The following is a 21620-nucleotide window of genomic DNA, read 5'->3' as shown; positions in this document are numbered from 1 at the left end:
ATGAGGTCTGGTCTGGTTGCGCCGCCCGAGGTCGCGGAGCTGCGGTCGGCCCTCGAGGTCCTCGACGCGCTCGTCGCCGTGCGCGTCGAGGAGCGGCGCGGTGGTCCCGAGGGGCGACGGCTCTCCATCGACGGTGACGACGAGGGGCTGCCGCCGCTCGAGCGGTTCGACGGCGTCGGGCCGTTCGCCGAGCTCGTCCGCGACGCAGGCCTGTCCGTGGCGGAGGCCGTTGTCGTCCTCGCCGCCGTGGCGCCCTACGCCGACGAGCGCTTCGCCGTCCGCTACGGAGCGCTCACCGACCGCCCGTCGGTCGTCGGCCTCACGGGCGAGGTCGCCCGGACGCTCGTCGCGCGGTCGTTCCGGGGCCGGCTCGACGCGACGGCCCTGCTGTCGTCGCAGGGCCGGCTGCGCGCCCGGGGGCTGCTCACCCTCGACCCGGCCGGCGACCTCTCGGGGCAGCTGCGGCCCGACCCCGCGCTCGTCGCCTGGCTCCTGGGGCTGCCGCCCGAGACGCCGACCGCGTCGGCGGACTTCCCCGCCCGTCCGCTCACGACGGTGCACACGCTTGCCGACGTCGTCCTGCCCGCCGCCGCCCGCACACGCGTCGACGACCTCGCGGCGCGGATCACCCACCGCGACATGGTCGTCGAGGACTGGGGCTTCGGTGCGCACCACGACAACGCGAGCGGCCTCATCGCGCTCTTCCACGGCCCGCCCGGCACTGGCAAGACGATGACGGCCGCGGCGCTGGCAGCGTCGGCCGGCCTCCCGGCATACCTCGTGGACCTCTCGGCGCTCGTGTCGAAGTACATCGGCGAGACGGAGAAGGCCCTCGCCAAGGTCTTCGACCGTGCCGCGCGGGAGCGCTGCGTGCTCGTCTTCGACGAGGCGGATGCCGTCTTCGGGGCGCGCACCGAGGTCGGTGACGCGCACGACCGCTACGCCAACCAGGAGGTGTCGTACCTGCTGTCCCGCGTCGAGCAGCACCCCGGCATCGTCATCCTCACCTCGAACCTGCTCGCGAACATCGACAACGCCTTCCAGCGGCGCATCCACGTCATGGTCGAGTTCCCCGAGCCGGGGCCCGCCGAGCGCGAAAAGCTCTGGGCCGCAGTCGCGCCCGCGACCCTGCCCATGGATCCCGCCATCGACCGGACGGGCATCGCGCGGCGCTACCCGCTGACCGGCGCGCAGATCCGCGACGCGACCCTCGACGCCGCCTACCTCGCCGCCTCGAACGGCCGCGTCGTGACGACCGAGCACCTGCTGGACGGCATCCGCCGGCAGTTCGAGAAGGCGGGGCGGACGGTGCCGCGGTGAGCACGCCGGTCACGACACGTGCCGGTTCGGCGTCCCCGGGCCCCGAGGCCGAACGGGCCGGCAGCCGCACGACGCGTCCGCTGACGTATGCCGTCGCGTCCCGTGCGCCGGGGGCTGACGGTGCGCCGGTGCTGGGCGCCGTGCCGAGGCCGGCCGGTGACTCGGCCGTCGTCGCCCTCGACCCGCCCACGACTGCGGGAGGCCTCGCGGCCGTCCAGGCCGAGTGGGGCGTCGACGGCGGAGCGGTCGTGCTCAGCGGCCGGGCTCCCTTCGCGGAGCTGACCGGACGCGCGGGTTTCCGGTCCGACGGCTCGCTCGACGGCACCGTCGAGATGCGGGCCCGCATCGGCCTCATGGGCCTGCACCTCGGCGAGGCGACGTGGCGGGTCGAGGGCTGGAGCGCCGAACAGCCTCTCGCCGCACCGGCGGTCACGCTCCGCGGCACGACGCTCGGCGTCGACCTGCGGCCGCTCCCGGCCGAGACCGCGTGGTCGGCGCCGGAGGGCGTCGACGCGCCGAGGACCGGCACGCAAGCCACGATCCACCTGCCCGGCGACGCGGTACCGCCCGGTCTGCCGCTCAGCCCTCGCGTCGCCGAGGTCTACCGCGGGCTCCTCGGGGTCGACGTCAGCGCGATCCGGGTGCACCCGGACAGCCCCGTGGCCGGCGCTCCCGCGTTCGTCACCGACACTGACCTCTTCCTCGCTCCAGGGGTCCACGGGGTCGACAGCCCCGAGATGCTCGCCGTGCTCGACGCCGCCGTCCGCGCCGCCCTCTCGGGGCTGTTCGGTGCGGTGACGGGCGAGCCCGAGCCGCTCGTGCCGCCCGCGCCGCCGACGCCGGCCGCGCCACCCGCCGACACGACCGTCGTGCCGGCGACGGTGCCCGAGGGCGCGCCGTCTGCGGAGGTCGGCGAGGGGGCCGCCGCCCGTACCGGCGAGGCAGAGGCGGCGACGGCCGAGACCCCCGAGCAGGCGACGGCGGCCGTGGCCGAGCCCGGCGCGGGGGGTGCTGCCGCCGGGACGGGAGCGGACGGCATACCCGAGCCCGCGGCCGAGGGGGAGGAGGCGCCGCCGGTCGTGGAGCTGATCATGCCCGAGCCGCCCTCGACGCTGACGCCCGCGGCGGCGGCGCGCGGCGGCGCGGTGGCCGGGGGAGCGCGCGGCGCCGGTGCAGCCGCCCGCGACCTGCCCACCGCCGACGAGAACGTCGCGGACTCGCGGGGAGCCGTCGAGGAGCCGGCGTCGGAGACCGCCGCCCGCGCCCGGGAGGAGCTGGCCGCCGAGCTGGGCGAACGGCCGGCGCCTAGCCCCGAGATCGTCGAGCTGTGCGAGCGGATCCGCACTGCCATCCGCGAGAACCGTCCCGAGGACGAGGACGAGCTGATCGAGACCGACCCCACGCACGAGGCGCAGGCAGCGGGTGCGACGATCACGGGTTCGGTCGAGACGCAGACGGCGCAGGTCGGTGACAGCTACGACGCCATGGCGTCCCCGCCGGCGGGGACGCCCGCCTTGACGCCCACGCCGATCGAGACGCCGTCACCGACGTCGCCCGGCATGGGTGTCGACGCTGCCGGGGCCGCGCCCGACCCGATCCCGCCGGAGAACACGTCGCTCGACGCGGACGTCGCCGCGACCGACCAGCGGATCGCCGACTCCGGGATCGACACGCGGGTGACGCGCGAGATCCCGGACGGGCCCTTCGCCGAGGCTCGCGCCGCGCGCGGCGAGCTCGGAGAGGCCGCGGAGCGGACGCCCCAGCAGATCCAGACCGAGCAGCAGCAGGCCGTCGACACGGCCCAGGCGGACATGGCGCAGCTCCAGCAGCAGGCCGTCGCCGCGATGCGGGCGTCGCGGTCGGGCACCGTCGGCTCGGTCGACACCGCCCAGGGCGGGATGGTGACGACGGAGCAGCAGACGCGCGAGTCGGTGTCGGCCCGGGCGCAGGGCATCTACGACGAGGCGCAGCGCCAGGTCGACGCGCTCCTCGAGCCCTTGAGCCGCACCGCGATCGCGCGCTGGGACGCCGGGCTCGCGCAGCTGTCGCAGGCCTTCCACGACACCCTCGACCGGGTCAAGCGGTGGATCGACGAGCGGCACTCCGGTGTCGGGGGCGCGATCCTCGCCGTCGGCGACTACATCGGCGGCCTGCCCGACTGGGTCACCGACGAGTACAACCGCGCCGAGCGGGAGTTCGGCGACGGCGTCTGCACCCTGCTCACCGACATCTCGAGCGACGTCAACAGTGTCGTCGCCGCGGCGCAGGCCCTCATCCAGCACGCGCGGGACGACATCGACGCGGCGTTCACGGCGATGGAGGCCGAGTTCCCCGAGTGGGCCGCGACGGAGCGGGCGCGGTTCGCCGGGATGCTCGAGGGCCTGAGCCAGCGGGTCACCGCCGCGCAGACGAGCTTCGTCCGGGACGTGTCGCAGCGCGCGGTGCAGGCCGTCAACGAGGTGCACGCCGAGGCTCAGGCCCGGCGCGACGAGGCCGGCGGTCTCATCGGGCGGGTCGTCGCCGCCATCGAGGAGTTCATCGACGACCCGATCCGAGCCATCATCAACGGGCTCCTCCGGCTCGTGGGGATCCCGCCAGCAGCCTTCTGGGCGTTGATCGCCCGCATCGAGCAGGTCATCTCCGACATCGCCGACGACCCAGAGAACTTCATCAACAACCTCGTCGCCGGGGTCAAGCAGGGCTTCGAGCAGTTCTTCGACAACTTCGGCACGCACGTGCTGCGCGGCTTCTGGGACTGGCTCTTCTCCGGCCTCGAGAGTCCGATCCCGATGCCGCGCGACTTCTCGCCGAGGTCGCTCTTCACCTTCGCGCTGCAGCTCATGGGGATCACGTGGCCGCGCGTGCGGGAGATCCTCGTGCGGCACATCGGGCCGACCGCCGTCGAGGTCATCGAGGCGGCCTGGCAGCTCGTGTCGGTCCTCATCGAGCGCGGGCCCGAAGGGCTCGTCGAGCTCATCAGGGAGCAGCTGAGCCCCGAGAACATCGTGAACATGATCCTCGAGGCTGCGGTGCAGTACCTCGTGGAGACGCTCATCCAGCAGGTCGTGGTCCGCGTCGTCGGGATGCTCAACCCGGTGGGCGCCATCGCCCAGGCCATCGACCTCATCTACCAGGTGTGCTCGTGGATCTTCCGCAACGCGGCCCGGATCTTCCGGTTCGTCGAGGCCGTGGTCAACGGCATGGCCGACGTCATCGCCGGCAACATCGGCGGGCTCGCGGCGGCCGTCGAGCGGGCGCTCGCCTCGCTCATCCCGCCCGTCATCGACTTCCTCGCCGGCCTGCTTCACCTCGGCGGGCTCCCCGGGGAGGTGGCCGAGGTCATCACCCGCCTCCAGACGATCGTGTATGCCGCCATGGACCGGGTCATCGGATTCCTCGCCGAGCGGGGGCGGGCGCTGTTGGCGCGCATGGGAGTCGGCGGTGAGGAGGGCGAGGAGGGCCACGGCGACGACACCGAGCTGGGCACGACGGTCCGGTTCAGCGCCGCCCACGAGGCCCACCGCACCTGGATCGAGCGCTCCGGCTCTGATGCGACGCTCATGGTCGCCTCGACCCCGACGGCGATCCGTGACAAGGCCGCCGAGTGGCGGGGCCGACTCTCGACGATCGAGAACGTCGAGGACCGCTCCGCGGCGGACGCCAAGCTGACGGAGCTCGACGGGATGCTCACGGCGATGGATGCCGACGCCGACGCGCTCGCGCAGGCCTTTGAGGCAGCGAACCGCGACCCGAACGACGACCAGGAGCCGCCGTCCGACAACTCGCTGGAGGCTCGGCAGCGGGCGCTCGCCTCTCTGCTTCGGGAGGTGTTCACCCTCTTCGAGGAGAGGGACCCCGACGAGTACCTCCGCGACATCGCAGCGCACATCCAGGGCCACGGGTCGGCATACGCCGCGACCGTGATCCCCCAATGGGAAGGCGCCGTCACCGCGCCCAAGCTCGACCCGGACGGCACCACGCCGATCTGGACCCGGGCCGATCTGGACAGCGCATCGGCGGCGTCCTACCTCGGGCGTCCGGCCACGCACCGCCAGCTCCTGCCGTGGTTCCTCGTCGGCAGCCAGAGCAATCCACGGAGCGCAGCCTCGGGCACGTTCCGCAACCACGCGTTCGAGACGGACTCTCCGGACCCGTCACACACCGTCCGGACGGAGTTCATCCGGGCTCTCGGCAACGACGCAGTGTCGCGCCTGAAGCAGCACGGGCTGCACGTCGTGACAGCGGAGGACAACGCCGCCCTTCGCGACGCCATCCAGGCGATGACCTTCACCTCATCAGGAAGCCGTTGGGGCGCTTTCGTCGGTCTGCCCGGTGACCCGGTGAACCCCCTTGTGAAGAGCGCCATCACGGCTGCCGGCGACGTCGCGACCTTCCTTCGCGAGATGGCCCGCTCCCAGTCGTCCGGAGGGATCACACTCGCCCAGTTCCTCGGCGTCTGGAGCTCGAGCCCGGCGACGAAGGAGTACGTGAAGAGGAGGTTCCGCGAGATCAGGCCGGGCAACCACGAATGGATCCCCACGAACATGATCCCCGAGCTCCTGAGACAGGCATTGGACGCACAGGATGCCGAGGCACTCGCACGCGCCGTCAAGTGGGTGGACTTCCAGAACGCCCTCAGAAGTCAGACCAGACATGTCCTGTGGCACTTCACGCCCGATCCCGCCGGTCACGTCGGGGCCTTCAGCAGTGACGAGTCAGGACGGCGTGGCGCTGGCACCGGCCAGTCCCGTGACTTCCACAACTGGCTGCGGACGCTGTACACGCAGCACCGCCACGACGGGCCGTACGCCTTCGCGGTCGCCGTGATGACGGAGATCGAGACATGGGTGTGGAACGGTCGGACGACCGGCATCCCGGCTGCCCGCCTCGATGATGCGATCTCGGTCTGGTACAACCTCGAGGGCGTTGGACGGGTGGCCGGCCTCACGATCGGCGATCTCGCGGCGGTGCAGAGCGGCAACTACATTCAGATCATCCGCGACTTCGAGGCCGCCCTCGACGTGGTCGGGTGGTGAACCTCGACGGAGGGAACCATGAGTGACGAACGCGAGCACACGGCATACGGCCCCGGCACGCGGTGGCTGGCGGGACGTACCGGGGGTGGGCCGGAGGAGCTGACGGCCTCGCCCGCTGCGGCGGTGTGGGCGGTCGGCGACGCGATCCGCGAGGTCGCCGGTCTGGCGGCGCGGCTCGCGTCGGAGGATCCCGAGGTCCGTGCGGCCGCGCAGGCCGAGGCTGACGCGCTGCGCGAACGGATCGAGAGCGAGCCGACCCCGGGGGAGCGCTTCGGCTCCCGCCTCGCCCAGGTGCTGCGAGACGCCGCCGAGCGCCTCGACCGCCCGCCCGGCTGAGGCCCGCGGGAGTCTCGAAGGAATACCCCTGGTGGGTATCAGGTTGGTTGGGTTATGGTGTTGGCATACCCCCTATGGGTATGCGCACCGATCACCGACCAGCACGAGAAAGGCCACCACCGTGAGCCAGACCAGCACCTACACCGTCGTCGGCATGACCTGCGGCCACTGCGTCTCGTCCGTGTCCGAGGAGGTCGGCGCCATCAGTGGCGTCGAGCACGTCGCGGTCGACCTCGGGACGGGATCCCTCACTGTGACGGCGACCGCCCCTGTCGACGAGGCCGCGGTCCGCGCGGCGGTCGAGGACGCGGGCTACGCCCTGGCGGGCGCGTCATGAACCTCGACCGGTTCGGCACCACGGCCCGCGTGGCCGGCTTCGTCCTCGGGCTCGCGGCCCTCTTCGCGGCCGCCCTCGGGATCGGCGCAGCCGTCGGCCCCGACGTCACCGCGACATCATCGGGGCACGCCGACGGACACGGCGCGGACGGCGAGGGCCACGTCGCTCCTGCCGGCGACGACGCGGCGGCCGCCGCGTCCCTGCCCGGTGGCCTCGCGGTGGCCCAGGACGGCTACGCCCTGCGACTCGCCTCCCCGTCCGCACAGGCGGGCGCCGGCATCCCCGTCTCCTTCACGGTGACCGGACCCGATGGCAGTCCTGTGACGGGCTTCGACGTCCAGCACGAGAAGCGGCTGCACCTCATCGCCGTGCGCCGCGACCAGAGCGGCTTCCAGCACGTGCACCCCACGCTGGCCGCCGACGGCACGTGGTCGACCACCCTCGACCTGCGCCCCGGCGCGTGGCGGCTCTTCGCCGACTTCAAGCCGACCGGCGCCGACCCGCTGACCCTCGGAGCCGACCTGTCGGTCGCGGGGAGCTTCACGCCCGAGCCGCCCGCAGCGCCCAGCCGGACGGCCACGGTCGACGGCTACACGGTGACGCTCACCGGTGATCTCGTCGCGGGCCGCGACGCGCGCCTCGCGCTCACGGTGAGCAAGGACGGACGGCCCGTCACCGACCTCGACCCCTACCTCGGCGCCTACGGCCACCTCGTCGCCCTGCGCGACGGAGACCTCGCCTACCTGCACGTCCACCCGGACGGCGAGCCCGGCGACGGCCGCACGACGCCCGGTCCCGAGGTCGTGTTCCACACCGCGGTGCCGAGCGCCGGTGGCTACGGCCTCCACCTCGACTTCCAGCACCAGGGCGTCGTGCGCACGGCCTCGTTCGTCGTCACGGCGACGGGCTCCGCAGCCGACGGCAGCACCCCGACTGACGGCAGCATCCCGACGAGAGGAGCATCCGATGGCCACGGCCACTGACCCCCGCCTCCAGGCGGCCTCGGACCTGACGGACGCCACGGCAGCGAGCACGATCGAGCTCGACATCACCGGCATGACCTGCGCCTCGTGCGCCAACCGGATCGAGCGCAAGCTGAACAAGCTCGACGGCGTCACCGCGACCGTCAACTACGCCACCGAGAAGGCCAGGGTCACCGCGCCCGGCACCCTCAGCGCCGAGGACCTCGTCCGCACCGTCGAGGCGGCCGGCTACGGCGCGACGGTCCCCGCACCGCCGGTGACCGAGACGACGGCCCCCGACGGCGTCGGCCGCCCGACCGACCGGGCCGGCGACCCGGCGGACGAGCACGTGCGCTGGCTCCGGCAGCGGCTGCTCGTCTCGACGGTGCTCACGGTCCCGGTCATCGCGATGGCGATGGCGCCGGCCCTGCAGGTCACGTACTGGCAGTGGCTCTCCCTGACTCTCGCGGCGCCGGTCATCGTCTGGGGTGCCTGGCCGTTCCACCGGGCGGCGTGGACGAACCTGCGCCACGGCACGACGACCATGGACACCCTCGTCTCGATGGGCACGCTCGCCGCGTTCGGCTGGTCGCTGTGGGCCCTCTTCCTCGGTGAGGCGGGGGCGCCCGGCATGACGCACCCGTTCGAGCTGACGGTCGCGCGCACCGACGGCTCGGCCAACATCTACCTCGAGGTCGCGGCCGGCGTCACGACCTTCATCCTCGCGGGGCGGTACGCCGAAGCGCGCTCCAAGCGCCGCGCGGGCGCCGCGCTGCGCGCCCTGCTCGAGATGGGCGCCAAGGACGTCGCGGTGCTGCGGCCGATGGCCGACGGCCGTGACGTCGAGGAGCGTATGCCGGTCGCCTCGCTCGGGGTCGGCGCGCGGTTCGTCGTCCGGCCCGGCGAGAAGATCGCCACCGACGGCGTCGTCGAGGACGGCACGTCGGCCGTGGACGCGTCGATGCTCACGGGTGAGTCCGTGCCCGTCGAGGTGCGGCCCGGCGACGCCGTCGTCGGCGCCACCGTCAACGCCGGCGGCCGGCTTGTCATCCGGGCGACGCGGGTCGGGTCGGACACGCAGCTCGCCCAGATGGCCCGGCTCGTCGAGGATGCGCAGAACGGCAAGGCGCAGGTGCAGCGTCTGGCCGACCGCGTGTCCGGGATCTTCGTGCCCGTGGTCATCGCGCTGGCCGTCGCGACGCTCGGCTTCTGGCTCGGCACCGGTGGGGGGACGGCCGCAGCCTTCACCGCGGCCGTCGCGGTCCTCATCATCGCCTGCCCGTGCGCGCTCGGGCTCGCGACACCGACCGCGCTCATGGTCGGCACCGGCCGTGGCGCCCAGCTCGGCATCCTCATCAAGGGCCCCGAGGTCCTCGAGTCCACGCGTCGGGTCGACACCGTCGTCCTCGACAAGACCGGCACCGTGACGACGGGCCGGATGGAGCTGCGCGACGTCGTGCCGGCTGCCGGGGAGTCCGCCGCCGAGGTGCTGCGCCTGGCCGGCGCGGTCGAGGACGCCTCGGAGCACCCGATCGCGCGGGCCGTCGCGGCGGGCGCGCGTGAGCGCACCGCGACCGCGATCCAGGCCGGCGGCGCGCTGCCGGCGGTGGCGGACTTCGCGAGCTCCGACGGCCTCGGCGTCCAGGGCGTCGTCACCGTCGACGGGGTCGCGCGCGCCGTCCTCGTCGGTCGCGCCTCGTTCGTCGGCGACTGGGCGGTCGAGGTGCCGGACGACCTCGCTGACGCGCTGCGCCGGGCCGAGGAGTCGGGCGGCACCGCGGTCGTCGTCGCGTGGGACGGCGCGGCCCGGGGTGTGCTCGTGGTCGCCGACGCGGTCAAGCCGACCTCCGCGCGCGCCGTCGCCGAGCTCAGGGACCTCGGCCTGCGACCGGTGCTCCTCACCGGCGACAACGCCGCGACCGCGCGGGCGGTGGCCGCCGAGGTCGGCATCGCCGCGGACGACGTCGTCGCCGAGGTGCTGCCCGCGGACAAGGTCGACGTCGTCAAGCAGCTGCAGGCAGAGGGACGCGTCGTGGCGATGGTCGGCGACGGGGTCAACGACGCGGCCGCGCTGGCCCAGGCCGACCTCGGCCTCGCCATGGGCACCGGCACCGACGTCGCGATCGAGGCGAGCGACCTGACGCTCGTGCGCGGGGACCTGCGGGTCGCGGCCGACGCGATCCGGCTCGCGCGGCGCACCCTCGCGACGATCAAGGGCAACCTCTTCTGGGCGTTCGCCTACAACGTCGCCGCACTGCCGCTCGCCGCCGCAGGACTGCTCAACCCGATGCTCGCCGGCGCGGCGATGGCGTTCTCGTCAGTGTTCGTCGTGACGAACAGCCTGCGGCTCAAGCGGTTCCGCGCCGCAGAGTGACAGGTTCCGCGGGCCGGCTCAGGCGAGGTAGTCGTCGACGAGCCGGCTCGCGAGGGCCGTGTAGGTCTGCGGCGTCAACGCGACGAACCGGGCCTCGACGTCGGCCGGCAGCCCGAGCCCGCGGACGAACTCGCGCAGGTCGTCACCGTTGATGCGACGGCCTCGGGTCAGCTCCTTGAGCCGCTCGTACGGCTCCTCCATGCCTGGAACGCCCTGCGCGCCAAGGGCCCTCATCGCGGACTGGATCGGCTCGCCGAGCACCTCCCAGTTGGCCTCGAGGTCGGCGGCCATCGCCTCGGGCACCGCGTCGAGACCGGCGAGGCCGCGGGCCGCGTTGTCGAGAGCCAGCAGCGAGTGGCCGAAGGCCGTGCCGATGTTGCGCTGCATCGAGCTGTCGGTGAGGTCGCGCTGGAGGCGGCTCTGCACGAGTGTGCCGCCGAGCACGTCGAGGAGGGCGTTGCTCACCTCGAGGTTGGCCTCGGCGTTCTCGAAGCGGATCGGGTTGACCTTGTGCGGCATCGTGCTCGACCCGACGGTGCCCTGGCCGCGCACCTGCGCGAAGTAGCCCATCGAGATGTAGGTCCACACGTCGGTGCAGAGGTTGTGCAGGATCCGGTTGAACCGGGCCACGTCGGCGTAGAGCTCGGCCTGCCAGTCGTGGCTCTCGATCTGGGTGGTGAGCGGGTTCCACGTGAGGCCCAGGCCCTCGACGAACGCGCGCGAGATGGCGGGCCAGTCGTTGTCAGGCAGGGCGAGGGCGTGCGCGCCGTAGGTGCCGGTGGCGCCGTTGAACTTGCCGAGGTACTCCTGCTTCTCGATGCGGCGCAGCTGCCGGCCGAGGCGGTGCGCGAGGACGGCGAGCTCCTTGCCCATCGTCGTCGGCGTCGCGGGCTGGCCGTGGGTGTGCGCGAGGAGCGGCACGTCCTTGAGCTCGCGCGCCATCGTCGCGACCTGCTCGACGAGGGCCTGCGCCTTGGGCAGCCACACCTGCTGCACGGCGCCCTTGACCATGAGGGCGTAGGAGAGGTTGTTGATGTCCTCGCTCGTGCAGCCGAAGTGGATGAGCTCGGCGATGCCCTTGTCCTCCGGGGCGTGCGCGACCCTGGCCAGGCGCTCCTTGAGGAAGTACTCGACCGCCTTGACGTCGTGCACCGTGACGCGCTCGATCTCGCCGAGCTCGGCCACCTCGTCGGTGCCGAAGTCGTCGACGATCGCGCGCAGCGCCGCGACCTCGTCGTCGCTCAGCTTCCGGACGCCCGGCACGACGCCGTGGGTCGTCTGGTGGACGAGCCACTCGATCTCGACGTGCACCCGCTGGCGGTTGAGCGCCGCCTCCGACAGGTGGTCGACGAGCGGCGCCACCGCGCCGCGGTAGCGACCGTCGAGCGCCCCGAGCGCGATGGGCGGGGTTGCGTCAGCAAGCGAAGCCATGGCCCCATCCTCCCAGAGCGCGCGCAGTGGTCCGTATGCCGTCCGCCTCGGACCGCTCTGCGCGCGGGCGTGCGGGAGGGCGGCATACCCCGTGGCCGCCACGTCACTGCCCCGCTGGGTGGAGCACTGACGCAGGAAGGGTCCCGACCGCATACCTCATCTGCTGCTACGCCACTGCTCGACCCGTCTCAGTCCAGGTCGGGGACGAGGAGCGAGAAGACCTCTCCCTCAGGGCCGCTCAGAACCGCGCCGACACCGTACGGTCCGTCGAACGGCCCCTGCAGCAGCGTTGCGCCGTGCTCGAGGGCTCGAGCCAGCGCGGGCACGACGTTGTGCGTCGCGAACGACGCGACCCAATGTGGCGGGATCTGCGCCGGCCACTCGTCGTCGATCTCGGCCAGGCCGTATGCCGGGTTGCCGTCGCCCGTGTGCGCCGTGGCCCACCGCGGCCCGCCGGGCTCCGTCTCCTCGGTGAACTCGTGGCCGAAGACGCCGAACTGGAAGTGCTGCACCAGGTCGTAGTCACGGGTCAGCAGCTCGTTCCAGGTGAGCGAGCCCGGCTCGTCGAGGACGCCGCTGCCGGGCAGGTCGCCGGGCTCCCAGACGCCGAAGTAGGCGCCCCCGGGGTCGACGGCGATGAGGGTCCGCGACAGGGCGCCGATCGACACCGGCCGACCGAGGACGCGGCCGCCGTGCGCGGTGATCGCGGCCGCCGCGATCTCGATGTCGCCGACGCGCAGGTAGGTCGTCCACTGGCTCGGGATGGGCGCACCGTCGGGCTTGCGGCTGATGCCCGCGACGGGGTGCCCGTCGAGCAGCGCCATCGTGTAGCCCCCGGTCGCGGGGTCGCCGGAGAGCCACGTCCAGCCGAACAGCTCGGTGTAGAACGTCTTCGCGCGGGGGACGTCGCTCACGAGCAGGTCGACCCAGCACGGGGAACCATAGGGGTAGTCGGGCACTGTCAGGCTCAGGTCTCGCATCGGGTCAGGGCTGCTCCGTGTCCACCCGGTCGTCCACGTCGTCCTCGTCGTGCACGTGCCGGTCCGGCTCGCCGTCCAGCCGGCCGTCCAGCTGGTCCCTGACGTGGTGAAGGATGCCATGACAGGCGGCCTCGACCTCGGCGAAACACCGGACGAAGTGCTCGTCGCCGCCGTACCACGGGTCGCCCGTCTCGAGGGTGCCCGCCGCGACGGCGTCGGGGTCGAACTCGCGGACGAGCCGGATCTTGCGACGGTTGGCCGGCGTGCGGGCCATCCGCTGCAGCGCGCGCACGTGCCCCTCGTCGGACGCGAGGACGAGGTCGACGTCGTCGAACTCGTCGGGCTCGAACTCCCGGGCCCTGTGCTGCGAGCCGTCGTAGCCGTGGGCGGCGAGCACCGCGACGGTCCGGGGGTCGGCGTGCTCGCCGACGTGCCAGTCGCCCGTGCCGCTCGAGCTGACCCTCACGAGGGCGCTCAGGCCGGCGTCGTCGACGAGGCGCTGGAGGATGACGTGCCCCATGGGGGACCTGCAGATGTTGCCGCTGCACACGAACGTGACGTGGAGTGGGCGAGGCGACATGAGCCCCATTGAACACCTCCGATCCCGAGCGGATCCCCGAAGCGACCCCACTGCTCTTACCCGTTGTCGGTGGGCGGTGGAACGGTGTGGCCATGACGACGACCGAGCAGGCGACAACCATGGGGGCGGGTGCCCCGGAGGAGCTCGAGCCCACGCTCGCCGCGCTCGTGGCCGCGGCCGACCTCGACGGCATCGTCGGGCTGTATGCCGCCGACGCCGTCGTGAGCCTGCCGCGCGGGCGCGAGGCGGCCGGGTCGACGGCGATCCGCAGTGCGTTCGCGGCGGCGCTGGCCGCCGGGGCGCTCGGCCCGGTCGGGGCCGCTGCGGTCGTCGCCGCCCGCGCCGTGGTCTCGGGAGACCTCGCGATGACGACCTCCACGGCGGCCGACGGGACCGTTCGCACCCAGGTCGCGCGCCGGACGGCAGAGGGCCGCTGGGTCTGGGTGCGGGACGGGTCACGGCTGCGCGACGTCCCAGCCTGCGTCCCAGCCTGTCTCCCCGCCTCCATCCCGGTCGACTCGGGCTCGCTCGCGGTGGCGTAGTTTCGCTCTGTGACCGACCCATCCCACCGGCCCGACGCGGCCGCGCCCGTCGAGCTCGGGGCCGTGGGATCCGGGGCCGTCGAGCCTCGGCGGAGGTCGCACCTCATCGACGTGACGCCGCTGCGGGTCAGCCCCGCTTTCGCGCGGCTCTGGCTGGGCAACACGCTCGCGGGCATCGGCACGTTCGTCACCAACACCGCCGTCGGCCTGCACATCTACGACCTCACCCACTCGACGTTCATGGTGTCCCTCGTCGCGTGGTTCTCGTTGCTGCCAATGATCGTGGCGGGACTCTACGGAGGTGCGATCGCCGACCGTTTCGACCGGCGCGTGGTCGCCCTCTCGGCCTCGACCGTCGCCTGGGCCTCGACCGTCGTGCTCGCTGCCATCACGTGGTTCGGCGCCCAGCACGTGTGGGTGTTCTACGTCATCACGACCGTCAACGCCGTCGCCGCGACCATCGCCTCGGCTACCCGCCAGGCGATCACGCCGCGCCTGCTGCCCACCGAGCTGCTGCCCAAGGCCGCGGCGCTGCTCGGTGTCTCGGCCGGGGTCATGGTCACCGTCGGGCCCGGTGTCGCAGGTGTGCTCGTGGCGCGAGCCGGCTACGCGTGGACCTACACGATCGACGTCATCCTCTTCTTCGCCGGCTTCTTCGGGCTGTGGACGCTCCCACGCATCCGGCCCGAGGGTGAGCGGCCGGCCGTGGGCGGTTTCCGGTCCGTCGTCGACGGGCTCGCGCACCTGCGCCGCGCCCCCAACGTGCGGATGAGCTTCGTCGTCGACGTGATCGCGATGACCTTCGGCCAGCCCATGGTGCTCTTCCCGGCCGTCGGCGCCGTCGTCATCGGTGGCGGCTCGGTCACGGCGGGCCTGCTGCTGGCGTCCTTCGCCGTCGGCGGCATCCTGTCGAGCCTCGGCTCCGGCCGGGTCACCGGCCTGCGCTGGCAGGGCCGGGCGATCCGCAACGCGATCGTCTCCTACGGCCTCGCGATCCTCGGCTTCGGCGTCGTGCTCGCCGTGACCGCACTGGGCGGCAGCGCCGTCGCGTCGATGGACTTCGGCGACGTCAACCGCGTGGCCCTCGTGCTCGCCGCGCTGTGCCTCGCCGTGGCGGGCGGCTCCGACAACATCAGTGCCATCTTCCGGCAGTCCATCCTGCAGGCGGCCGTCCCCGACCACCTGCGGGGCCGCACGCAGGGCGTCTTCACGGTCGTCGTCACCGGAGGCCCGCGGCTCGGCCAGATGTTCGCGGGCACCCTCGCGACCGTGACTGCGACGCGGGTCCCCTCGCTGGTCGGCGGCTTCCTCGTCGTCGTGCTCGTCGTCCTCACCGTCGCGCGCGTCCCCTCGTTCCGCGACTACGACGCCCTCGACCCCCGCCCCTGATCCCACAACCCCGCGGACCCTTGCGTCGAGTGGTCGTTTTGGTACGGCCCTCGCGTGTACCGGAGTGACCACTCGAGTGGATCCCTTGCGTCGAGTGGTCGTTATGGTGCGGCCCTCGCGTGTACGGGAGTGACCACTCGAGTGGATCCCTTGCGTCGAGTGGTCGTTGTGGCGCGGCCCTCGCGTGTACGGGAGTGACCACTCGAGTGGATCCCTTGCGTCGAGTGGTCGTTGTGGTGGGGCCCTCGCGTGTACGGGAGTGACACCTCGAGTGGATCCCTTGCGTCGAGTGGTCGTTTTGGTGCGGCCCTCGCGTGTACGGGAGTGACCACTCGACGTGGGTGCGTGGGTGGGTGGGGGCAGGTCAGGCGTCGGAGTCGGAGTCGGGGTAGCCGGTGGGGTTGGCGCTCTGCCAGCGCCACTGGTCGACGCACATGTCGTCCATGGTCTTCTCGGCGCGCCAGCCGAGCTCGGCGTTGGCGCGCGACGGGTCGGCGAACGACTCGGGCAGGTCACCGGCGCGGCGACCGACGACCTCGTAGGGCAGCTCCCGCCCGACGGCCCGCTCGAACGCGTGCAGCACCTCGAGGACGCTCGTGCCGTGACCGGTGCCGAGGTTCCACGTCGACACGGGGTCCTCGACCTGGCCGAGCTTGTTCAGCGCGGCGAGGTGGCCGGCAGCGAGGTCCTCGACGTGGATGTAGTCGCGCAGGGGTGTCCCGTCGGGCGTCGGGTAGTCGTCGCCGAAGACGAGGAGCTTCTCGCGGCGGCCGACCGCGACCTGGGCGATGAACGGCATGAGGTTGTTGGGGATGCCCTGCGGGTCCTCGCCGATCGTGCCGCTCGCGTGGGCGCCGACCGGGTTGAAGTAGCGCAGCAGCGCGATCCGCAGCGACGGGTCGGCGTGGGCGACGTCGCGCAGGATCTGCTCGATCATCACCTTCGTCCAGCCGTACGGGTTGGTCGCGGCGGTCGTCATGTCCTCGGTGAGCGGGGGCGGGTTGTGGCCGTAGACCGTGGCGGAGGAGCTGAAGACGAGCTTCGTCACGCCGTGGCGGCGCATCGCGCGCACGAGCGAGAAGGTCGAGACGAGGTTGTTCTCGTAGTACTCGAGCGGCAGCTCGACACTCTCGCCGACGGCCTTGAGCCCGGCGAAGTGGATGACGGCGTCGATGTGCTCGTTGGCGAAGAGGTGCTCGGTCTTGTCGTGGTCGCGCAGGTCGAACGAGTGCACCGGCAGGTGCGTGTCGGTCAGCGCCTCGAGCCGGTTGACCACCGTCGGCTTGGCGTTGGCGAAGTTGTCGACGATGAGGACGTCGTGCCCGGCGGCGACGAGCTGGACCACGGTGTGCGAGCCGATGTAACCGGCGCCGCCGCTGACGAGTACGCGCATGGCGCCCACCCTATCGAGCGTGGCCCTGGGCCGATCAGCCCTCGTCCGCGGGTCAGACGAGCGTCAGCTCGGTGATGGCAAGGGCGAACAGCGCGAGGGGAGCGGCGAGGAGGGCGACGGACACGGCATACATCCCGGCGGCAGCGAGGGGGACGGGCACGCCGGCGACCCGGTGGGCGTCAAGCAGCTCGATGCGCGCTCTGGCGTCGGCCGTGCTCTCGCGCATCGCCATCGTGCCGGCCGGCCTCGGGCCGCCGGCCATCGCGACGATCGCACGCCCGGTGCTGAGGACGCCGGCACCGCGCACGGCCGCCCGGTCGGCGAGCACCTCGATGAGCAGGTGCACCTCGCGCAGCGCCGCGTCGCAGCGCAGCAACCGCGGCACCGCCTCGTGGACCACGGTGAAGAACTCCATGACGAGGTCGTGCCGGGCCGCGAGGTGGGCGCGTTCGTGGGCCAGGACGGCATCGAGCTCGTCGGGGGCGAGGCGGTCGATGGTGCCCTGGGTCAGCACGACTCGGCGGTGCACGCCGGGCACGCAGTACGCGGTCGGCGTCGTGTGCTCGAGCACGCGGGTGCGGTGGTCGCCGTCCCGTGCGTCGCCCAGGAGGTCGACGAGGTCGCGGTGGCGGCGGCGGGCAGCGCGCAGGTTGCGCCCGACCCGGTCACCGGAGAGGAGCAGCCGGGCGGCGACGACGGCGCTCAGGGCGGCGGCGATCCCGACGACGACCCAGTGCTCCGAGAGGCGTACCTGGCGGCCGATCAGGGCGGGGACCGCGGCGGGCGCGGCGAGCAGGGCGGCCAGAACCGCGGCGACTGCGGTCGACTGCCACAGCACGAGCGCGGCGCGGGGAGCCTTGCGCAGGGCGGTTGCCCGCGCCAGGACGCGCGGCACCGGCCAGGCGAGCAGACTCGCCAGGACGACGATCGCCGCGACGACGAGCACGGCTCAGACTGTGCCGCGACCGGTGTCGGGCTGTCGGGACTCGAGCTCGGCCAGGGCGGCCTTGAGCTCGTCGATCTCCTCGGGCGTCGACTCGTCCAGGAAGTGCAGCAGCGCCGACCGTCGGGTGTCACCGGCGAGCTCGCCGAGCGTGTGGTGCATCGACTCCGACGTGAGCTCGGCACGGGTCGACGCGGCGGTGTAGCGCCACGCGCGGCCGTCGCGTTCGCGCCGCACGAGGTCCTTCTTCGCCATGCGGTCGAGGACGGTCATGAGCGTCGTGTAGGCGAGCCCCCGCTCGACACCGACGGCGTCGTGGACCTCACGGACGGTGCGCCCCTCGGGGTGGGCGTCCGCGGTGGTCCAGAGCTCTTCCATGACGGCGCGTTCGAGGTCGCCGAGGCGGTTGCGGGGTGTGCTGGGCATGGTGTTCCAATCTACCGACCGGAGTGGTCGGCGTCGTACGTGCGGCCGTCCGGCTCGGCGTCCGCGGTGGGTGCCATCGTGGCCGATGGCCGGCGCCGCACCTCGACGACACGGTCGAACAGGTCGGCCCCGTCGTCGCGGTGGGTCACCATGATGATCGTCCGGTCCGGGCCGTCGGTGCCGGTGGCCGCACTCGTGAGGTCCTCGAGGACGGCACGCGCCGTCGGTGGGTCGAGGTGGGCGACGGGCTCGTCGAGGAGCACGAGCGGGCGGGCGCTGAGGTGCGCCCGGGCGATCCCGAGGCGAGCGCGTTCGCCTCCTGACAACCCGCGCCCGGTCGAGCCGAGAGTCGTGTCGAGGCCGTCGGGCAGGGCCGCGACGAGCGGGCCGAGCCCGGCCGCAGTGAGGGCGTGCTCGACCGCGTCGTCATCGGCGTCGGGACGCGCCAGGGTGAGGTTGTTGCGCACGCTGGTGGCGAACACGTGCGTGTCGTCGTCGACGATCGCGATGCGCGAGCGCGTCTGTGCCACAGGTTGGTCCAGCGCATCGGCGTCGGCCAGCCGGTACGTGCCGGATGTCGGGTCGAGGTGCCGGGCGAGGACCGCGAGCAGGGTCGACTTGCCGCTGCCGTTGGGGCCGGTCACCACGACGCTGCTGCCGGCGGGCACGTCGAGGTCGGTCGGGTCGAGGTCGGCGCGTGCGCCGGTCCAGCTCGCCGTGAGCCTCCGCGCCTCGACGTCGACGCCGCTGTATGCCGTGTGGCCGTCTTGGGTGGTCCCGCTTCCCTCGCGGTCCGGGTCGGCCGCACCGGCGACAGCGGGCGTCAGGTCGAGCAGGTCGTGGAGGCGCCGTTCGCTGCAACGAGCCCGGGCCAGCGCCCGCATGGCGTCGACGAGCGGGGTGACGGCCTCCGAGACCGCGACGGGCGTGAGGACGAGCAGCGCCTTGACCGGCGTCGGCACCGCGAGGTCCTGGGAGACAACGGCGGTCACGGCGACGGCAGCGCCGACCGCGACGAGGAAGAGCGAGGACGCAGTGGCCCGTCCGACCGCGACCCGACGGGTCGCGCGGTCCAGGGTCGCGTGGGCCTCGCCGAGCCAGCCGAGCGCCGTCGCCCAGCCGCCGACGGCACGCAGCTCGTCCGCCTGGCTCGCCATGAGCTCGCTGACCCTGGTCACCTCGGCGCGGGCAGCGAGCAGGCTTGCCAGCGAACGGGACTCGAGCCGGGCGGCCAGTGCGCTGACGAGGCAGACGACGATCCCGAGCGTGAGCACGACAAGGCCGACGGGGAGCGCGAGGGCCATCGTCAGGGCGATCGCGAAGCCTCCGGCGACGGCGGTCGAGATGACCGGCACGGCCACCCGCACCTGCGCGTCGACGACGTCGGTGAGGTCGTCGACGACTCCGGTCAGCACGTCGGAGCGCCGACGTCTTCCGAGTCGCGCCGGCGTGAGCGGGACGAGTGCCCCGTAGGCAACGGTCCGTTGCTGGGCGAGCAGGGCAAGGGCCGCGTCGTGGCTCGTCAGGCGCTCCCAGTAGCGGAAGACCGGGCGCGCCATGCCGAAGGCCCGGACCGCCACGATCGCGGTCAGCAGGGTCAGGATGACGGGTCGCTCGGACGCCCGGACGATGAGCCACCCGGACGTGGCCGTCAGGGCCATGCCGGATGCCGTGGCGACGCCACCGAGCAGGCCACCGCGGACGGTGCCGGCCGAGGGCCACCAGACCCGGCGGGTGCGGGCCGTGGTCCGGGATCGGGCCGCGAGCCGGGCGGGGCCGGCGCCCACCGCGACGGAGGTCGTGTCGCTCATTGCCTGGCCCCCTGTCCGCCGGTTGGCGGTTGTCCCGCGTGGCTGGCGGTCCCCGCGCCGGCCTGGAGCACAGGGGCCAGCGAGTCGGACGCCGTGAGCACGACGTGCCTGTCGGCGTGGGCGAGCAGCTCATCCCGGTGGGTCACCGCGATGACGACGCGGCGCTCGGCGAGCTCGGCGATGAACGCGGCGACGTGCTCGGCTCCCTCGGGGTCGAGGTGGGCGGTCGGCTCGTCGAGGAGCAGCACGGTCTCGGGTGCGAGCCAGGCGCGGGCGAGAGCGAGCCGCTGTCGCTGCCCCGCCGAGAGCCCGAAGCCGTCGTCCCCGAGGTCGGCAGAGAGTCCGCCGGGGAGCCGGGCGACGACGCCGTCGACCTCGACCGCGCGCAGCGCGGCCCAGAGCTGTTCGTCCGTGGCGGGATGGCCGATGGTGAGGGCGTCCCGGACCGACCCGGTCGCGAGGAACGGCCGCTGCGTGACGTAGTGCGCGGGCGGGGCGGCGACCGAGCCTTCGGTGGGGCGCCGCAGCCCGGCGAGCAGGTCGAGCAGCGTCGACTTGCCGATGCCGGACGGCCCGGTGACGACCGTGAGACCGGGCCCGGCCACGAGGTCGAGGTCACGGAGCACGGGAACGGACGACCCGGCATACGCGTAGGTGACCCCGCTGACCCGCACCGCGGCGGCACGCCCCCAACCCTCCTCGCCGAACGCGGCGTCCGGTCGCGAACTCAGTGTTCTACCAGCGCGTTCGCCGTCGAACGCGGCGTTCGGTGGGCTCGGGGTCGGGGTCGGGGTCGAGGGCGGGGACGACGGCGCGGAGAGCTCGAGCTGGGCGAGGACCGCGTCGAGGGCAACGGCCCCGTCGGCCGCGGCGTGGTACTCCGCTCCGACCCGGCGCACCGGCCAGTAGGCCTCGGGCGCGAGCAGGATGGCGAGGAGCGCGGGACCGAGGTCCATCGACCCGTGTGACAGCCGCAGGCCGACAGTGACGGCCACGATCGCGACCGAGATGGTGGCGAGCAGCTCGAGCGCGGCCGACGACAGGAACGCGATCCGCAGCGTCGCCATGGTGGCCCGCCGGTGGCGCTCGCTGACCTCGCGCACGGTGTCGACCTGGCGACCGGCGCGGCCGTAGGTGACGAGGGTCGGCAGGCCTCGGACGACGTCGAGGAAGTGGCCCGACAGCTTCGCGAGGGCGGCCCACCGGCGCTCGGTCGAGTCCTGGGTGGCGCGGCCGATGAGCGCGGCGAAGAGCGGCAGCAGGGGCAGGGTCAGAACGACGACGAGTGCGCTGGGCCAGTCGACGAACACAAGCGTGCCGACGGCGAGAGCCGGCACGACGGCCGCGTGCGCGAGCGTGGGGAGGTAACGGGCGGCATACGGCTCGACGGCCGCGGTGCCCGACGTCGCGAGGGACACGGCCGCCCCGGGCTCGAGGCGCGAGTCGGCGTCGACCGAGCCCCACCGGCGCAGCAAGGCCGCCCGGAGTGCCGACGAGACGCTGACCCCGGCCCAGGCGGCCACCCACTCCGTCGTGGCCGCGATGGCGGCGCGGACCGCGAAGAGGCCAACGAGCCAGGCCAGCGGGGCGCCGAGGTCGGTGCCTCGGACCACCGCGACGACGACGGCCGACAGTGCGAACGCCGTTGCGATCGTGGCGACTCCGCCAGCCACACCGGTGGCGACGAGAACGGCGAGCGGCCTCCGGGCGGCTGGCGCCACCCGGAGGATCCGCGGGTCGAAGGGCTTCATCGGGTCACC

16 protein-coding genes are annotated in these 21620 nt (G+C 73.1%); 8 read left to right on the top strand and 8 right to left on the bottom strand.

The window, feature by feature from the left end; genetic code table 11:
• The 6 genes from H9I49_RS01040 to H9I49_RS01015 all read left to right on the top strand — a co-directional run bounded on the left by H9I49_RS01040 (position 1) and on the right by H9I49_RS01015 (position 10365).
• The gene (locus H9I49_RS01040; protein ID WP_188028422.1) at positions 1-1320 is read left to right on the top strand and encodes an ATP-binding protein; all 1320 of its coding nucleotides are present in this window, start codon (positions 1-3) and stop codon (positions 1318-1320) included.
• The gene (locus H9I49_RS01035) at positions 1317-6356 is read left to right on the top strand and encodes a hypothetical protein (protein ID WP_188028421.1); all 5040 of its coding nucleotides are present in this window, start codon (positions 1317-1319) and stop codon (positions 6354-6356) included. Before H9I49_RS01040 ends, H9I49_RS01035 begins: the two co-directional genes overlap by 4 nt.
• 18 nt (positions 6357-6374) lie before the next feature.
• Complete coding sequence (locus H9I49_RS01030) at positions 6375-6692, top strand: hypothetical protein (protein ID WP_188028420.1); 318 nt, start codon at positions 6375-6377, stop codon at positions 6690-6692.
• A 121-nt stretch (positions 6693-6813) separates the two neighbouring features.
• Positions 6814-7029, top strand: coding sequence for a heavy metal-associated domain-containing protein (locus tag H9I49_RS23575; protein ID WP_188028419.1), 216 nt, complete (start codon positions 6814-6816; stop codon positions 7027-7029).
• Complete coding sequence (locus H9I49_RS01020) at positions 7026-8012, top strand: hypothetical protein (RefSeq protein ID WP_188028418.1); 987 nt, start codon at positions 7026-7028, stop codon at positions 8010-8012. Before H9I49_RS23575 ends, H9I49_RS01020 begins: the two co-directional genes overlap by 4 nt.
• Positions 7996-10365 (top strand): cation-translocating P-type ATPase, encoded by a 2370-nt coding sequence (locus H9I49_RS01015; protein ID WP_188028417.1) that lies wholly within the window; start codon positions 7996-7998, stop codon positions 10363-10365. Before H9I49_RS01020 ends, H9I49_RS01015 begins: the two co-directional genes overlap by 17 nt.
• 18 nt (positions 10366-10383) lie before the next feature.
• On the opposite strand, the gene purB is transcribed toward H9I49_RS01015, so the two are convergent.
• The 3 genes from purB to H9I49_RS01000 form a co-directional block, all read right to left on the bottom strand.
• A complete protein-coding gene (purB, locus tag H9I49_RS01010; protein WP_188028416.1) occupies positions 10384-11796 on the bottom strand; it encodes an adenylosuccinate lyase in 1413 nt (470 codons plus the stop codon).
• 188 nt (positions 11797-11984) lie between these two features.
• A complete protein-coding gene (locus H9I49_RS01005; protein ID WP_188028415.1) occupies positions 11985-12776 on the bottom strand; it encodes a VOC family protein in 792 nt (263 codons plus the stop codon).
• A 4-nt stretch (positions 12777-12780) separates the two neighbouring features.
• Positions 12781-13356 carry a low molecular weight protein-tyrosine-phosphatase gene (locus H9I49_RS01000; protein ID WP_188028414.1) on the bottom strand — a complete coding sequence of 192 codons (576 nt, stop codon included), beginning with the start codon at positions 13354-13356 and terminating at the stop codon, positions 12781-12783.
• Between the two features lie 92 nt (positions 13357-13448).
• Between H9I49_RS01000 and H9I49_RS00995 the strand changes: the two genes are divergently transcribed.
• The gene (locus H9I49_RS00995; protein WP_188028413.1) at positions 13449-13898 is read left to right on the top strand and encodes a nuclear transport factor 2 family protein; all 450 of its coding nucleotides are present in this window, start codon (positions 13449-13451) and stop codon (positions 13896-13898) included.
• Between the two features lie 9 nt (positions 13899-13907).
• On the top strand, positions 13908-15287 hold the full coding sequence (locus H9I49_RS00990) for an MFS transporter (RefSeq protein WP_370587378.1): 1380 nt from the start codon (positions 13908-13910) through the stop codon (positions 15285-15287).
• Positions 15288-15651: 364 nt separating this feature from the next.
• Here H9I49_RS00990 and galE read toward each other — a convergent pair whose 3' ends face one another.
• The 5 genes from galE to cydD are packed head-to-tail and all read right to left on the bottom strand — an operon-like array spanning position 15652 to position 21611.
• Complete coding sequence (gene galE / locus H9I49_RS00985) at positions 15652-16680, bottom strand: UDP-glucose 4-epimerase GalE (protein WP_188028412.1); 1029 nt, start codon at positions 16678-16680, stop codon at positions 15652-15654.
• A 52-nt stretch (positions 16681-16732) separates the two neighbouring features.
• On the bottom strand, positions 16733-17626 hold the full coding sequence (locus tag H9I49_RS00980) for a M56 family metallopeptidase (protein WP_188028411.1): 894 nt from the start codon (positions 17624-17626) through the stop codon (positions 16733-16735).
• 3 nt (positions 17627-17629) lie between these two features.
• The gene (locus H9I49_RS00975; protein ID WP_188028410.1) at positions 17630-18049 is read right to left on the bottom strand and encodes a BlaI/MecI/CopY family transcriptional regulator; all 420 of its coding nucleotides are present in this window, start codon (positions 18047-18049) and stop codon (positions 17630-17632) included.
• Between the two features lie 11 nt (positions 18050-18060).
• Positions 18061-19860, bottom strand: a complete 1800-nt coding sequence (gene cydC / locus H9I49_RS00970; protein ID WP_188028409.1) for a thiol reductant ABC exporter subunit CydC — start codon at positions 19858-19860, stop codon at positions 18061-18063.
• A complete protein-coding gene (cydD, locus tag H9I49_RS00965) occupies positions 19857-21611 on the bottom strand; it encodes a thiol reductant ABC exporter subunit CydD (RefSeq protein ID WP_188028408.1) in 1755 nt (584 codons plus the stop codon). Before cydD ends, cydC begins: the two co-directional genes overlap by 4 nt.
• Positions 21612-21620: the final 9 nt, after the last annotated feature.

Source organism: Terrabacter sp. MAHUQ-38 (genome assembly GCF_014518425.1).
GTDB lineage: Bacteria > Actinomycetota > Actinomycetes > Actinomycetales > Dermatophilaceae > Terrabacter.
Note: the sequence above shows the minus strand (reverse complement) of the source record. Positions and strands in the feature narration are given on the sequence as shown.